This window comes from Phyllobacterium sp., from assembly GCF_037994425.1.
Taxonomy (GTDB): Bacteria; Pseudomonadota; Alphaproteobacteria; order Rhizobiales; family Rhizobiaceae; genus Phyllobacterium.
Window position 1 is genome coordinate 1 of record NZ_JBBNAM010000134.1, and the last position, 12,904, is coordinate 12,904.

Consider the following 12,904-nt stretch of genomic DNA (forward strand, 5'->3'; position numbering starts at 1 on the left):
ATGTGCTCTACGGGTTCATCAATCCGCGTATCCGGTACTAGGAGGGTCCGATGACTGTTGTCGAACTCAAAACCATCACGCCGCCGACCGGTCTCGCCGAGTTCTGGTTCTATTTCTCGCGCAACAAGGGCGCGGTGATTGGCCTTGCGGTATTCCTGATCATTCTTTTCCTGGCCGTTTTTGCAATGTTTGCGGCGCCGCATAGTCCGAGCATTCAAAACCGCGAGGTCCTGCTTTTGCCGCCGGCCTGGGTCGAAGGCGGCAGGTTCACCTATTTCCTCGGAACCGATGCCGTCGGCCGCGATATCCTGTCCCGCCTGATCTATGGCGCGCGCTTCTCGCTGTTTATTGGCGTTGTCGTCGTCAGTCTTTCGGTTGTCTCCGGCGTGCTTGTCGGTCTGATCGCAGGCTATTTCCGCGGCCGCACCGATACGATCATCATGCGCGTGATGGACATCATCCTGGCCTTCCCATCGCTGCTTCTGGCCCTCGTGCTTGTCGCTGTTCTCGGGCCGGGGCTGCTCAACGCGATGATCGCGATCTCGCTTGTCAATCTGCCGCATTTCGTCCGCCTGACGCGTGCGGCGGTGATGACGGAGCGCACCAAGGACTATGTCATCGCCTCGAAAGTGGCAGGGGCCGGGACGCGGCGGCTGATGTTCCTGACCATCCTGCCGAACTGCCTCGCGCCGCTGATCGTTCAGGCAACGCTTGCCTTTTCGGCTGCCATCCTCGATGCGGCGGCTCTGGGCTTCCTCGGCATGGGTGCCCAGCCGCCGACGCCGGAATGGGGTACGATGCTTGCCGAGGCGCGCGAATTCATCCTCCGCGCCTGGTGGGTTGTGACGTTCCCAGGCCTTGCAATCCTCATCACCGTTCTCGCCATCAATCTCGTTGGCGATGGGCTGCGCGATGCTCTCGATCCGAAACTGAAGAGGAGCTGAGCATGGCACTTCTCGAAATCAAGAACCTTTCGGTCGGCTTCGACACCAGCACCGGCCTCTTCATGGCAGTGCAGGGCATCGACCTTTCGGTTGATGCGCGCGAGGTCCTGGCGATCGTCGGAGAATCCGGTTCCGGCAAATCGGTGGCCATGCTCGCGGTCATGGGCCTTCTGCCCAAGACCGCCACGGTAACCGCCGACAGCATGACCTTTGACAGACACGACCTTCTGACCATGTCGACCAAGCAACGGCGCGAAATTGTCGGCCGCGACGTGGCCATGATTTTCCAGGAGCCGATCGCCAGCCTCAATCCGTGCTTTACGGTCGGCTTCCAGCTTGAAGAAGTGCTGCGCGTCCACATGAAAATGGATGCCAAGGCGCGGCGCAAGCGGGCAATCGAATTGCTGCAGCAGGTCGGCATTCCCACCCCGGAAGAACGCCTGAATTCGTTCCCGCATCAGATGTCGGGCGGGCAGTGCCAGCGCGTCATGATTGCCATTGCGATTGCCTGCAATCCCAAGCTGCTGATAGCCGACGAGCCGACCACCGCGCTCGACGTGACAATTCAGAAGCAGATCCTCGATTTGCTCGTCGGCCTTCAGGCGAAGCACGGCATGGGGCTGATCATGATCACGCACGACATGGGCGTGGTGGCGGAAACTGCCGATCGCGTCATCGTCCAATATAAGGGCCGTAAGATGGAGGAGGCAGATGTGCTCACCCTCTTTGAATCGCCCAAGAACCCCTATACGCGTGCACTTCTCTCGGCTCTACCCGAGAATGCCACAGGCGACCGCCTGTCGACCGTTGCGGATTTCATGAAGAACGAAGCGGCCAATGCAGGAGTGGCATCATGAGCGAGGTCGTGCTCGAAGGCCGCAATATCATCCGTGACTATCACGTCGGCGGCGGCATGTTTGGCAAGGCCAAGAGCGTCCGCGCGGTCAAGGGAGTCAGCTTTACGCTCGAACGGGGCAAGACCCTTGCCATCGTCGGCGAGAGCGGCTGCGGCAAGTCAACGCTCGGACGCATTCTGACGTTGATCGATCCGCAGACTTCAGGCGAACTCCTCATTGAGGGCAAGCCCATCAATATCGCCAAGGATACCGTGACGGCGGAACTGCGTCGCAAGGTGCAGATCATTTTCCAGAATCCGTACGGCTCGCTCAACCCGCGCCAGAAAATCGGCGAAGTGCTCGGCGAACCGCTGCTTTTGAACACGAACAAGACGGCGGCCGAACGGCGCGACCTTGCCATGCAGATGCTGGTCAAGGTCGGCCTTGGCCCGGAGCACTACAACCGCTACCCACACATGTTCTCTGGTGGCCAGCGCCAGCGCATTGCCATTGCGCGCGCCCTGATGCTGAGCCCAAGCCTTTTGGTGCTCGACGAGCCGGTGTCGGCACTCGACCTTTCAGTGCAGGCCCAGGTGCTGAACCTGCTCGCAGATCTTCAGGACGAGTTCAACCTCACCTATGTCTTCATCAGCCACGATCTTTCGGTGGTGCGCTACATCGCCGACGAGGTGATGGTGATGTACTACGGCGAGGTTGTCGAATATGGCACGCGCGACGAGGTTTTCTCCAATCCGCAGCACAGCTACACTAAGACGCTGTTTGCGGCGACGCCGAAAGCCGATGTCGAAAGCATCCGCGCGCGCCTCGCCAGGAAGAATGCAGCCGCCTGACCGCCACGTCGCGGCAAATGCGTAGAAAATAGCGTAACCGCTTGCAATCGATGCCGGCCTCATGGTGACTAATAACTGCACACCATGAGACAGCAGGGAGCAATACGGATGGCGGGTAAGCAGCCGATTTCGACAGCGCCGAAGGATGGAAGCAAGGTCACGGTTTTCTGGACCGACGAAGATGGCCAAGAAAACGAATCTATCGGCCAATATCGTTCGCTGGAACGCCTGAAAGCAACCGGCGGTGAGTGGGACGAGACCGATGCGGGGTGGTGGATCTTCACAGACTCCAACACGCAGAAGAAGGTCTCGCCGCATTCCTGGCAGCCGGCCGGCAAACCAGGCGATGACGACCAAACCGACGAGTAGCTTTTTTAAACTTCAGTGCTTCTGGTGCCGTAGCAAGCCGCGGACGATATCGTCGGCCGAAATCATGCCGAGTATGGCGCCCTTGTCGACGACACCTACATCGCCGCTGTTTTTGGCAACGGCCTGCATGATTTCCCTTACCGGCGTTTCCGGGCGCGCCGTTGCGGCAAAGGGCCGGTCGGCAGACCGCGACCGGTCGAGCGGCACCATGATGTCCGCCGCCGTCAGCACCCCAAGCGGATTCATGTTGGCGACGAAATCGGCCACATAGTCGTTGGCAGGGTTGAGCAGGATATCCTGCGCCGTGCCACATTGAATAATACGTCCGCCTTCCATGATCGCGATGCGGTTGCCGATCTTCATCGCCTCATCGAGATCGTGGCTGACAAAGACGATGGTTTTCTTCAGACGGCCCTGCAGGCTCAGAAGCTCATCCTGGAGCCTGGTGCGGATCAGCGGGTCGAGTGCGGAGAACGGTTCGTCCATGAGCAGGATAGGGGCACCGGTGGCGAAGGCACGAGCAAGGCCGACGCGCTGCTGCATGCCGCCGGAAAGCTCGCCGACCTTGCGCTTGGCCCAGTCCTTGAGGTTGACCAGTTCAAGCTGTTGTTGGACAGCCTTGGCCCGCTCCTCCTTGGGTATGCCGGAAAGTTCGAGCCCGAAGCCCACATTCTCCTCGACCGTCCGCCAGGGCAGGAGGCCGAACTGCTGGAATACCATCGAAACGAGATGCTTGCGCAAGTCGCGCAACGTCGCCTTGTCGGCCTTGCCGACATCGATCGAGCGCCCGCCATTGTGAACGACGACCGACCCGCGCGAGATCGGATTAAGGCGGTTGATTGCTCGCAGAAGTGTCGATTTACCTGAGCCCGAGAGGCCCATGAGCACGACGATTTCGCCCTCGGCAATGGTGATCGAGCAATTGTGCACGCCCAGTACATGGCCGGTTTCGGTCTGAATATCGGAACGGCTCTTGCCTTCATCCGCCAGCGCCAGCGAACCGTCGGTCTTTTTACCGAAAACAATGCAGACATTGTCGAGAGTAATCGCGGTCATTCCCCTGCCTCCTTGCCGGGACGGAAGATGCGGTCAAGCACGATGGCGACGACCACGATGACAAGCCCTGCTTCAAAGCCAAGGGCGGTGTTGACCGAGTTGAGGGCGCGCACGACCGGCACGCCAAGGCCATCGGCGCCGACGAGAGCGGCGATGACCACCATCGACAGCGAGAGCATGATAGTCTGCGTGAGCCCCGCGAGAATCTGCGGCATCGCATAGGGCAGTTCGATCTTCCAGAGCAGCTGGCGCGACGATGCGCCGAAGGCCTCGCCAGCCTCGATCAGATGCATCGGAGTCGACGAGACGCCGAGATGGGTCAGGCGTATCGGCGCGGGCAGCACGAAAATGGCGGTTGCGAGCAGGCCGGGCACCATGCCGATACCGAAAAAAACGATTGCCGGAATGAGATAGACGAAGGTTGGCAGCGTCTGCATGAGGTCGAGGATCGGGCGGATCGCCGCATAGAATTTGGGACGGTGGGCCGCGATGATGCCGATCGGCACGCCAATACCCATGCATAGAATGCAGGATGAAAGAACGAGCGTCAGCGTCTCCATTGTTTCCTGCCAGTATCCCTGGTTGAGAATGAAGAGGAAGCCAAGCGCGGTCAGGATGGTAACGCCGATTGACCGCCGCAACGCGTAGGCGATCGCCGAGAAGATTATGATCATGATCAGCGGGTGCGGATACTTCAGAACGAACATCAGCGCATCGATGAAACCCTGCATAAGCAGGGCGAGACCATCGAAAAACCAGGCGAAATTATTCGTCAGCCAATCGACGATCTGCTTCGCCGTCCTGCCAACCGGAATCTTGTCTTGTGTTAACCAGTCCAAGCGGAAGTATCCCTCTGTCGCGAAACGAATGGATGAAAGGAGCCATCCGGCGGATGCGCCGGGTGGCTGAAATTCTCTTCGTTGTTACAGGCGCTCCCCCGTCGGGATCGTCTGTTAGAGTCCCAGAGCCGATTTGACGGCGGGCAAGCCTTCCTTGCCGTCGACGGTCGTGACGCCAGCCAGCCAGGTATCGAGAATTGCCGGATTGGCCTTCAGCCATTCCGATGCAGCCTTGGGTGCATCCTCGCCATCGTCGAGGATCTTGCCCATGATCTGATTTTCCATCTCGAGATTGAACTTGAGGTTGGTCAGCAGCTTGCCGACATTCGGGCATTCGGTCGTATAGCCGGCTCGGACGTTCGTATGGACAACCGCGCCGCCGAAGTCCGGACCGAACACTTCATCGCCGCCAGAAAGATAGGCAAGCTTGAAGTTCGTGTTCATCGGATGAGGCTCCCAGCCGAGGAATACGATCGGCTTCTTGCTCTTCGAATCCTTGGCAACCTGCGCCAGCATGCCCTGCTCGGACGATTCGGCGAGCTCGAAATCCTTGAGCCCGAACTGGTCCTTGGAGATCATGCCGAGAATGAGGCGATTGCCGTCATTGCCCGGTTCAATGCCATAGATCTTGCCGCCCAGCTTATCCTTGAACTTGGCGATATCCTTGAAATCCTTCAAACCTTCATCGTAGAGATATTGCGGTACGGCGAGTGTGTATTTCGCGCCGGTAAGGTTGGGCCCAAGATCCTCGACGGTCTTGTTTTCGAGGTACGGCTTGATGTCCGCAGCCATGGTCGGCATCCAGTTACCGAGGAAAATGTCCATGTCCTTCTTCCCGAGCGATGCGTAAGTGACCGGAACGGAGAGCACTTTCGTGTCGGTGGAGTAACCCAGCGCCTTGAGAACTTCGCTCGTCGCAGCGGTCGTTGCGGTAATGTCGGTCCAGCCTACGTCGGCGAAACGAACGGCCTTGCAAGATTCCGGCTCGGCGGCAAAAGCGGTGCCAGCAGACAAAACAAGAGCCAGAGAAACAGTGAGTTTGGATAGTACGTTCATGGGTAGTTCTCCCTCTCCGGGTTATTCCCGGTTGATACATGCAAGAACCAAGCACCAAATTGGCAGGCATTCAAGCATAGGCGCGCATAAATCCGGTCAAATAGCGACAGTTGTTAAAAATCCGACAAAAGTTGCGGACAAGCTTGTGTGAGGGATGCATGCAGCCACTCATTCCTAGTAAAGCAGGCCATGGCAAAACTCTATTTCAGCTACTCGGCGATGAATGCCGGCAAATCAACGCTGTTGCTCCAAGCTTCCTATAATTATCAGGAGCGTGGCATGCGCACGATGCTGTTTACCGCCGCTCACTATGCCGAAAACGGTGCTGGCAAAATCACATCGCGGCTCGGTGTCAGCGCCGATGCGGAGCTTTATCGCGAAAACGACAAGCTGTTCGAGCGAATCGCAACGGCGCACAAGGCGAGCCCCATCAGTTGCGTATTTGTCGACGAGGCGCAATTCCTGACCAAGGACCAGGTATGGCAGCTTGCGCGAGTGGCAGACCGGCTCAACGTCCCCGTCATGTGCTTCGGCCTTCGCACCGATTTTCAAGGCAAGCTTTTTCCGGGCTCGTCGGAACTGCTCGCCATCGCGGACAGCTTGCGGGAAATTCGCACGATCTGCCATTGTGGCGCCAAGGCGACGATGGTCGTCCGGCGCGATCCCGAAGGGCATGCCATGACCGAGGGCGATCAGGTGGCAATCGAAAAAACCCTGTATGTCTCGCTGTGCCGGAAGCATTGGGAGGAAGAGACAGGACGCATCCCGCCGAGCGGCTTCAAGGCGTTCTGAACAGCCAATCGTCCGTAGCCAGCACAGATGCTGAAGGATATGGTCAGTGCATCACCAAGCGCCACCGGCGCAAATGAACGGAGGACCGCATGAAAATCAGCGCGCGCAACCGGCTGAAAGGTAAAGTGGTCGAAGTCACCAAGGGCGCGACCACGGCCCATGTCCGAATCGATGTCGGCGGCTCGGTCGTGATGGTCGCCATCGACTAACGCTTCTGACAATAGGTTGCGGTTGCGGCGGGATCGGTCTCGAAATCGCCGGGTTGCAGCGGTGCAATCGGCTTGAACAATGTCCTGTCGGGCTTGATATCGAGAAGCGGAGTACCGTCGAGACAGTCGAGACCGCGGACTGACAGGATCGGGCCGGTCGCCTGCTCGAGTTTGACGATGGCTGTGCCGATAGGATTTGGCCGGACTGGCGAGCGCAACGAAAATGTGCCACGGACCGCGCCATTGTTGGCGGGGCTCTGTAGCACCAGATCGCGGCGGGACCGGTCAAGCCAATAGAGTATCTCGAGCCGCTCGAATGCGGCGACGCCTTCGAGCGCTGCAACCCAGGGCTCGAAAACTTCAATGGTACAAAGCGGCCCGTCATGCCGGCCCTGGCGGGGACATGTGAGCCGCGATGCCCATGGAGTCGAAATCCTGCCGATGAAAGTCAGAGCGGCGTCCATGGGATCGGGCGCCTTGACTGCCACTTCATTGGTCCGAATTTCATTTTCCCGAACCATCCTCGCCTCCTAGCGTTTGTCCCTTATGAGTCTATCGAGCTGCGCGTCGTTGAGATCCATCTGATAGATGCTTGTAGAAGTCCCGCGTTTCCTTACGCAGATCGGTCTGAAACACCTCCGGGTAAAGAAGAGGTTCCAGCCAGATCATTCCCATCCGGCGATTTACTCCAGGAGGCCCGTCGAACCAGCCGAATGGTAGGGCGGGCTGAACGAAAACGCGAGCGTTCTTGACGGCGGCAACGCCACTCCATGCGGGGTCCGATCGCACCTGCGCCGCGAATTTGGCGTCCGCTGCGATAATCACGCTGGGATCCCACTTGATGACTTCCTCCGGCGTCACTTTGGTTAAGCTGCCTGCGCCTTTGGCCGCCGCTACATTGACGGCGCCGAGGGCATCAAAAAGTTCGACATTGATTGAGCCGGCAAGCCCGGTCTGCATGCCGTCAGCCTCACGCCCGTAGTAGACCCGGGACCGCTTTTCGTTGGGAACTTGGGCAAGCCCTGCCTTCAACTTGTCGAGGTGCGCTTGTGCATATTCGGCAAGTTCCATGCCACGTTCCGGTGCTCCTGACAGTTTCCTGAGTGTCTCGAAGAGCTGGGGCGTATTGGTGAGGCTGCCGTCAAGAAGAAGATAGGGCACACCCGTTTCGGTCTGGATGCGTGTTGCAAGCGAAGCATATTCCTCCCTGACATCTCCGACGTCGACAATGAGGTCCGGCTTGGCTTTCGCCACGGCATCGGACTGGATCGCGTCGCCCTTTCCGGTCAGCCTCCCCAACTCGGGCAGTGATCGTGCCGAAGGAAGAAGATACTGGCTCTCCTCATCCGAGGGGCGATGCACCCAGCCTGCGAGTTTCTGCGGCGTCAATACATAGACAAGCACGGATGCGGGCGGTCCCGCCGCCATGATTCGTTCAATCCGATCGGGAATCTCGACGATGCGTCCGGCCGCGTCGGTGAAGGACCCCGCCCGGGCGGCGAACGCAAAGCTCAAGAAAAGCAACGTCAAAAGCAGCATTCTTTTCATGAGTCACTCCTATGTCCGTCAAGCAATATGTTTCCAGAAATATAACACTGGCTATATGGTATCCGTCGATATAATCAGAAAAATATCTCGAACGCCTGAACTGGAGGGTTAAAAATGGGCATTCAACGTCGGCAATGGATGAAAATGGCAGTGGCCACATGCGCGGCGGCATGGCTCGGCATGGCATTGCCGATCGCTCCGGCACAAGCACAAGAGAAAGTCACGGTATTTGCCGCGGCGAGCCTGAAGAATGCCCTCGATGATATTGCTGCAGCCTGGATGAAGGAGTCGGGCAAGGAGACAGCGATTTCGTATGCGGCCAGCTCGGCCCTCGCCAAGCAGATCGAATCTGGAGCGCCGGCCGATATTTTCGTTTCGGCCGATCTCGACTGGATGGACTACGTCGCCAAGAAGAACCTGATCAAGGCAGATTCACGCAAGAACCTTCTTGGCAATCGCATCGTTCTCGTCGCTGGTAAGGACAAGGGCGAACCCGTCGAAATCAAGAAGGGCTTTGACCTTGCAAAGCTTCTGGGCGATGGCCGGCTGGCAATGGGCGCGGTCGATTCCGTTCCCGCCGGCAAGTACGGCAAAGAGGCGCTTGAAAAGCTTGGCGTCTGGTCTTCCGTAGAGAAGAAGGTCGCCGGCGCCGAAAGCGTGCGCGCTGCACTTCTGCTGGTCTCGCGCGGCGAGGCGCCCTATGGCATCGTCTATCAGACCGATGCCGCGGCCGACAAGGAAGTCAAGATCGTCGGCACTTTCCCCGAGGACAGCCATAAGCCGATCATCTATCCCATCGCCCTTCTGGCCGAAAGCAAGAATCCCGACGCCGTGTCATTGCTTGACTACATCAAATCGGAAAAGGCCGTGCCATTTTTTGAAAAGCAAGGGTTTACCGTATTGAAGTAAGATGGGGCGGCTGTCCGGACTTTGCGCTCGGACAGCCGTTCACATCGGCGCAACGGGCGAGGGCATGCATTGGATTGGTTAGCACTGAGCAATGAGGAGTGGACCGCCGTTCACCTTACCTTGCGGATTGCTTCGGTCGCTATGCTTGCAAGCCTCATACCCGGCATTTTTGTCGGGATTCTTCTGGCTCGCGGAAAGTTCTGGGGCAAATCGGTCCTCAACGGGCTCGTCCACCTACCACTGATCCTGCCGCCGGTCGTTACCGGCTTCATACTCTTGATCCTGTTTGGCCGGCGGGGCCCAATTGGCGGATTTCTTGCGGATTATCTCGGCATCGTCCTTTCCTTTCGCTGGACCGGCGCGGCGCTGGCCTGCGGGGTCATGGGATTCCCACTTATGGTGCGCAGCATCCGCCTTTCCGTCGAGGCGATCGACCGGCGTCTGGAGGATGCGGCGGCTACGCTTGGTGCTAGCCCGGCTTGGGTATTCCTCACTGTAACGCTGCCGCTGATCCTGCCCGGGATCATTGCCGGCATGATCCTTTCCTTCGCCAAGGCCATGGGTGAATTCGGCGCCACGATTACATTCGTTTCCAATATCCCCGGCGAAACGCAAACGTTGTCTGCGGCGATTTATACGTTCACGCAGGTGCCGGGCGGCGATGCCGCTGCTTTCCGCCTGACGATGATCTCCGTTGTGATATCCATGGCCGCCTTGATGGCGTCGGAGTTCATGGCCTACCTTGTCGGGCGCCGCGTGGAATTCGAATGATGCTGCAGTTCCAGGCGAAACAGCGGCTCGGCGCGTTCGATCTTGATGCGCATTTCGTCTCGGAGAGTGGCGTCACCGCCTTGTTCGGGCGCTCGGGTTCGGGCAAGACGTCGGTCATCCGCATCATTGCCGGACTTTCGCGTCCCGATCAGGGACTGATCGTGTTTGACGGCGATGTTCTCATTGATACCGAGCGAGGTATCTTTGTGCCGAAGCACAAGCGCCGCTTCGCCACGGTGTTTCAGGAGGGCCGGCTCTTTCCGCATCTGTCGGTGTTGCAGAACCTGAATTATGGCCGCTGGTTTACGCCTAAGCAGGATCGCGCCGACAATCTGACGAAAATAGTCGACCTTCTTGGTATCGGCGCGCTTCTCGACCGCAGGCCCGGCAAACTCTCGGGGGGCGAAAAGCAGCGCGTGGCAATTGGTCGAGCGCTTTTGTCGTCACCGCGCCTGCTGCTTATGGATGAGCCGCTCGCTGCGCTGGATGACACGCGCAAAGCGGAAATCCTGCCCTATCTCGAAGCCTTGCGCGACGAGATGAATATTCCGATCATCTATGTCAGCCATTCGGTGGCGGAAGTCGCCCGCCTGGCCGACCGGGTTGTGCTGCTTAGCGAAGGCAAGGTTGCGATGGCGGGCGCTGCGACGGAGGTTCTCAACGCGACGTCCGTCTCGATCGCAGCCTCAAAGCGCGAAGCCGGCGCAATTGTCGAGGGCAAAGTCCTGAATTACGACGCTGTTCACCGCCTTGCGACTATCGGCTTCAAAACTTACCGCCTCTATGTATCGGGCGCAGAGATTGCAGAGGGCCGGGCCGTTCGCGTTCATATCCTGGCCAAGGATGTGATGGTATCGACCACCCATCCTGAAAACCTTAGCGCGCTCAACATCATAGAAGGAACGGTCGAGGGCATCACTCTCGACGATGCCGGCGCGGCCGACATCCACATCGAATGCGATGGCACGACGCTTCTTGCGCGCATTACCCGGCTGTCGTGTGAAAGGCTCGGGCTGAAACAGGGGCTCCCGGTTTTCGCCGTCATAAAGACGGTAGCGCTGGAACCCTATTGATTCTCGAATGCGTTTGGGGTCTTGCTGCGGTTGGCCTCGAGCCAATCGATGTCGTCCGCGACGGCGGATGCGATCTTCGCCTCCATGGCATGAAAATGTCTTAGGAGTTCCTGGCCGAATGGTGTGACCGTCGCGCCGCCGCCCTGCTTGCCGCCGCGTTGCGAGTCGACGACCGGACTTGCGAACATGCTGTTCATTTCGCTGACCAACAGCCAGGCTCGACGGTAGGACATATCCATCGACCGGCCGGCAGCCGAGATCGAACCGGTTGTAGCGATAAGCTCAAGCAGTTGCACCTTGCCGCGACCGAGCCTTTCCCGGTTGGGAAAGTCGATGCGAAACACCGTTTTCAGAGTGGTCTTGGAAGTCGAACCCATGTTGTTACCGCGCCATTCCGCTCTACCCGTCGTTCTATAGCAAGGCTGGCGGCCAGAATACCAGAGGGATAGGGTGTGTTTGGGAGGCCGTTATTCCTTGGTAGGCTTTTTTTCGCAAGGTGGCGTGTCTATATTCGCTTCGCGCGGCGGAAATTATTATTGGGAAACAAGGGGAATATGCTGATGGCGAATTTGCAGAGCTTCGATGCCGAAATCGAAAAGACGCGGTCCATGGTCAACGATATGCGGACCAAGATCGATCAGTCCAGCGCCGTTCTCGACAAGTTCGCCAAGGCAGATGAAAAGATCGGCGCGTCCGATTTCGATATCGAAAATGCCTGCATCGAGGATGTGTTGCGTCAGCAGAAGGTGATGGAGGGCAATATCGCCGAACTCATCATCGGCCTCGAAGACGCCACCAATGTGTTCGGGTCCGAATTTGAAAGCATGAAAGGCTATTCCGGCTGGGAAAAATTCATTGGCGTTTTCTCGAAGCAGAAGATGCAGCGCATGCGCTCCGATCGCGTCCGCAACATGTCGCTCTCCGGCAACCTACAGGAACTTCTGGCAAAATCCGACCGCATCGTCGGCATACTGAAGGAACAGAAAGGTGTACTCGACCAGCGCTACAAGACGTCCGAGACAAGCCTCGCCTCCGTTATCGAACGGCGCAAGACGACGATCGCCAATCTCGAAGCCACCCAAAAGCGTATCGAGGAATTGAACCCGCAGCTGCTCGATATCGAAAACCGCATTGCCGCTTCCACCGACCAGGGCGCACGCGCCGCCCTTGAAGGTGAACGCTCGAAGCTTGCGACCGAATATAATGAGCGCCAGGCCAAGGAGCAGGAGCTGCTGGCCGAAAGCCAGACGCTCGAACGCTATACGTCGATGTTTCAGACATTCGTCGATTCGCTCAACAATCAGATCGCTGCGCAGAGCACGCTGATCAACAAATTGTCGATCGATACCGAGCAGCGCATCGTCCTTTACAAGGCGCTCGAAGACTCCCTGAAGACGGCGGCGCAGCAGGATGTCGCCCACAAGATCAACACCCTCGGCAGCAAGGTCGACACGGCGGCCGAAGAGACGATGGCCGGGGTCGGCGCTGCGGCCCAGAAACATATTGGCGATCTACTCGAAATGCATGAAAAGAACATGGTGAGTTCGCAGGATATACAGCGCCGCAAGAAATTGGCGGACGACGCGTTCTCGTGGCGGTTTTCCGAGGTTCTGAAGAAACACAACACCGCCGACTACGTGAAGAGCTAGTC

15 protein-coding genes and 1 pseudogene are annotated in these 12,904 nt (G+C 58.2%); 10 read left to right on the forward strand and 6 right to left on the reverse strand.

Annotation, left to right across the window (positions count from 1 at the left end):
- Nucleotides 1-50 precede the first annotated feature (50 nt).
- The 4 genes from AAAB35_RS09600 (at nt 51) to AAAB35_RS09615 (ending at nt 3,000) form a co-directional block, all read left to right on the forward strand.
- Nucleotides 51-944, forward strand: coding sequence for an ABC transporter permease subunit (locus tag AAAB35_RS09600; protein ID WP_340668058.1), 894 nt, complete (start codon nt 51-53; stop codon nt 942-944).
- A gap of 2 nt (nt 945-946) precedes the next feature.
- Nucleotides 947-1,801 carry an ABC transporter ATP-binding protein gene (locus AAAB35_RS09605; protein WP_340668059.1) on the forward strand — a complete coding sequence of 285 codons (855 nt, stop codon included), beginning with the start codon at nt 947-949 and terminating at the stop codon, nt 1,799-1,801.
- Nucleotides 1,798-2,631 (forward strand): dipeptide ABC transporter ATP-binding protein, encoded by an 834-nt coding sequence (locus AAAB35_RS09610; RefSeq protein ID WP_340668060.1) that lies wholly within the window; start codon nt 1,798-1,800, stop codon nt 2,629-2,631. The genes AAAB35_RS09605 and AAAB35_RS09610 overlap by 4 nt, the downstream gene beginning before the upstream one ends.
- Before the next feature lie 108 nt (nt 2,632-2,739).
- Nucleotides 2,740-3,000 (forward strand): hypothetical protein, encoded by a 261-nt coding sequence (locus tag AAAB35_RS09615; protein ID WP_340668061.1) that lies wholly within the window; start codon nt 2,740-2,742, stop codon nt 2,998-3,000.
- 12 nt (nt 3,001-3,012) lie between these two features.
- On the opposite strand, the gene choV is transcribed toward AAAB35_RS09615, so the two are convergent.
- From choV to AAAB35_RS09630, 3 genes are all read right to left on the reverse strand, one after another.
- The gene (choV, locus tag AAAB35_RS09620) at nt 3,013-4,056 is read right to left on the reverse strand and encodes a choline ABC transporter ATP-binding protein (protein WP_340668062.1); all 1,044 of its coding nucleotides are present in this window, start codon (nt 4,054-4,056) and stop codon (nt 3,013-3,015) included.
- Nucleotides 4,053-4,895, reverse strand: a complete 843-nt coding sequence (choW, locus tag AAAB35_RS09625) for a choline ABC transporter permease subunit (protein WP_340668063.1) — start codon at nt 4,893-4,895, stop codon at nt 4,053-4,055. The genes choV and choW overlap by 4 nt, the downstream gene beginning before the upstream one ends.
- Nucleotides 4,896-5,009: 114 nt before the next feature.
- On the reverse strand, nt 5,010-5,951 hold the full coding sequence (locus AAAB35_RS09630; protein ID WP_340668064.1) for a choline ABC transporter substrate-binding protein: 942 nt from the start codon (nt 5,949-5,951) through the stop codon (nt 5,010-5,012).
- A 189-nt stretch (nt 5,952-6,140) separates the two neighbouring features.
- Here AAAB35_RS09630 and AAAB35_RS09635 point away from each other — a divergent pair, with 189 nt between their 5' ends.
- Together AAAB35_RS09635 and AAAB35_RS09640 are read left to right on the forward strand one after the other, a co-directional pair.
- Nucleotides 6,141-6,743 (forward strand): thymidine kinase, encoded by a 603-nt coding sequence (locus AAAB35_RS09635; protein ID WP_340668065.1) that lies wholly within the window; start codon nt 6,141-6,143, stop codon nt 6,741-6,743.
- 89 nt (nt 6,744-6,832) lie between these two features.
- Nucleotides 6,833-6,946 (forward strand): annotated as a pseudogene (locus tag AAAB35_RS09640) (TOBE domain-containing protein); the annotation flags it as partial.
- A gap of 2 nt (nt 6,947-6,948) precedes the next feature.
- Here the strand turns inward: AAAB35_RS09640 and tsaA are convergent.
- Entirely contained in the window at nt 6,949-7,473 is a 525-nt protein-coding gene (gene tsaA, locus AAAB35_RS09645; RefSeq protein WP_340668066.1) for a tRNA (N6-threonylcarbamoyladenosine(37)-N6)-methyltransferase TrmO, read from the reverse strand.
- Nucleotides 7,474-7,504: 31 nt separating this feature from the next.
- Entirely contained in the window at nt 7,505-8,500 is a 996-nt protein-coding gene (locus AAAB35_RS09650; protein WP_340668067.1) for an ABC transporter substrate-binding protein, read from the reverse strand.
- 120 nt (nt 8,501-8,620) lie between these two features.
- On the opposite strand from AAAB35_RS09650, the gene modA reads away from it, so the two are divergent.
- From modA to modC, 3 genes are all read left to right on the forward strand, one after another.
- Complete coding sequence (gene modA, locus AAAB35_RS09655) at nt 8,621-9,409, forward strand: molybdate ABC transporter substrate-binding protein (protein WP_340668092.1); 789 nt, start codon at nt 8,621-8,623, stop codon at nt 9,407-9,409.
- A 69-nt stretch (nt 9,410-9,478) separates the two neighbouring features.
- Nucleotides 9,479-10,180: a molybdate ABC transporter permease subunit gene (gene modB, locus AAAB35_RS09660; protein ID WP_340668068.1), complete on the forward strand. Its 702-nt coding sequence runs from the start codon at nt 9,479-9,481 to the stop codon at nt 10,178-10,180.
- A complete protein-coding gene (modC, locus tag AAAB35_RS09665; protein ID WP_340668069.1) occupies nt 10,177-11,253 on the forward strand; it encodes a molybdenum ABC transporter ATP-binding protein in 1,077 nt (358 codons plus the stop codon). Before modB ends, modC begins: the two co-directional genes overlap by 4 nt.
- On the opposite strand, the gene AAAB35_RS09670 is transcribed toward modC, so the two are convergent.
- Nucleotides 11,247-11,630 (reverse strand): winged helix-turn-helix domain-containing protein, encoded by a 384-nt coding sequence (locus AAAB35_RS09670; RefSeq protein ID WP_340668070.1) that lies wholly within the window; start codon nt 11,628-11,630, stop codon nt 11,247-11,249. The two genes, modC and AAAB35_RS09670, sit on opposite strands and share 7 nt — an antisense overlap.
- A gap of 183 nt (nt 11,631-11,813) precedes the next feature.
- Between AAAB35_RS09670 and AAAB35_RS09675 the strand changes: the two genes are divergently transcribed.
- Nucleotides 11,814-12,902, forward strand: coding sequence for a hypothetical protein (locus AAAB35_RS09675; RefSeq protein WP_340668071.1), 1,089 nt, complete (start codon nt 11,814-11,816; stop codon nt 12,900-12,902).
- Nucleotides 12,903-12,904: the final 2 nt, after the last annotated feature.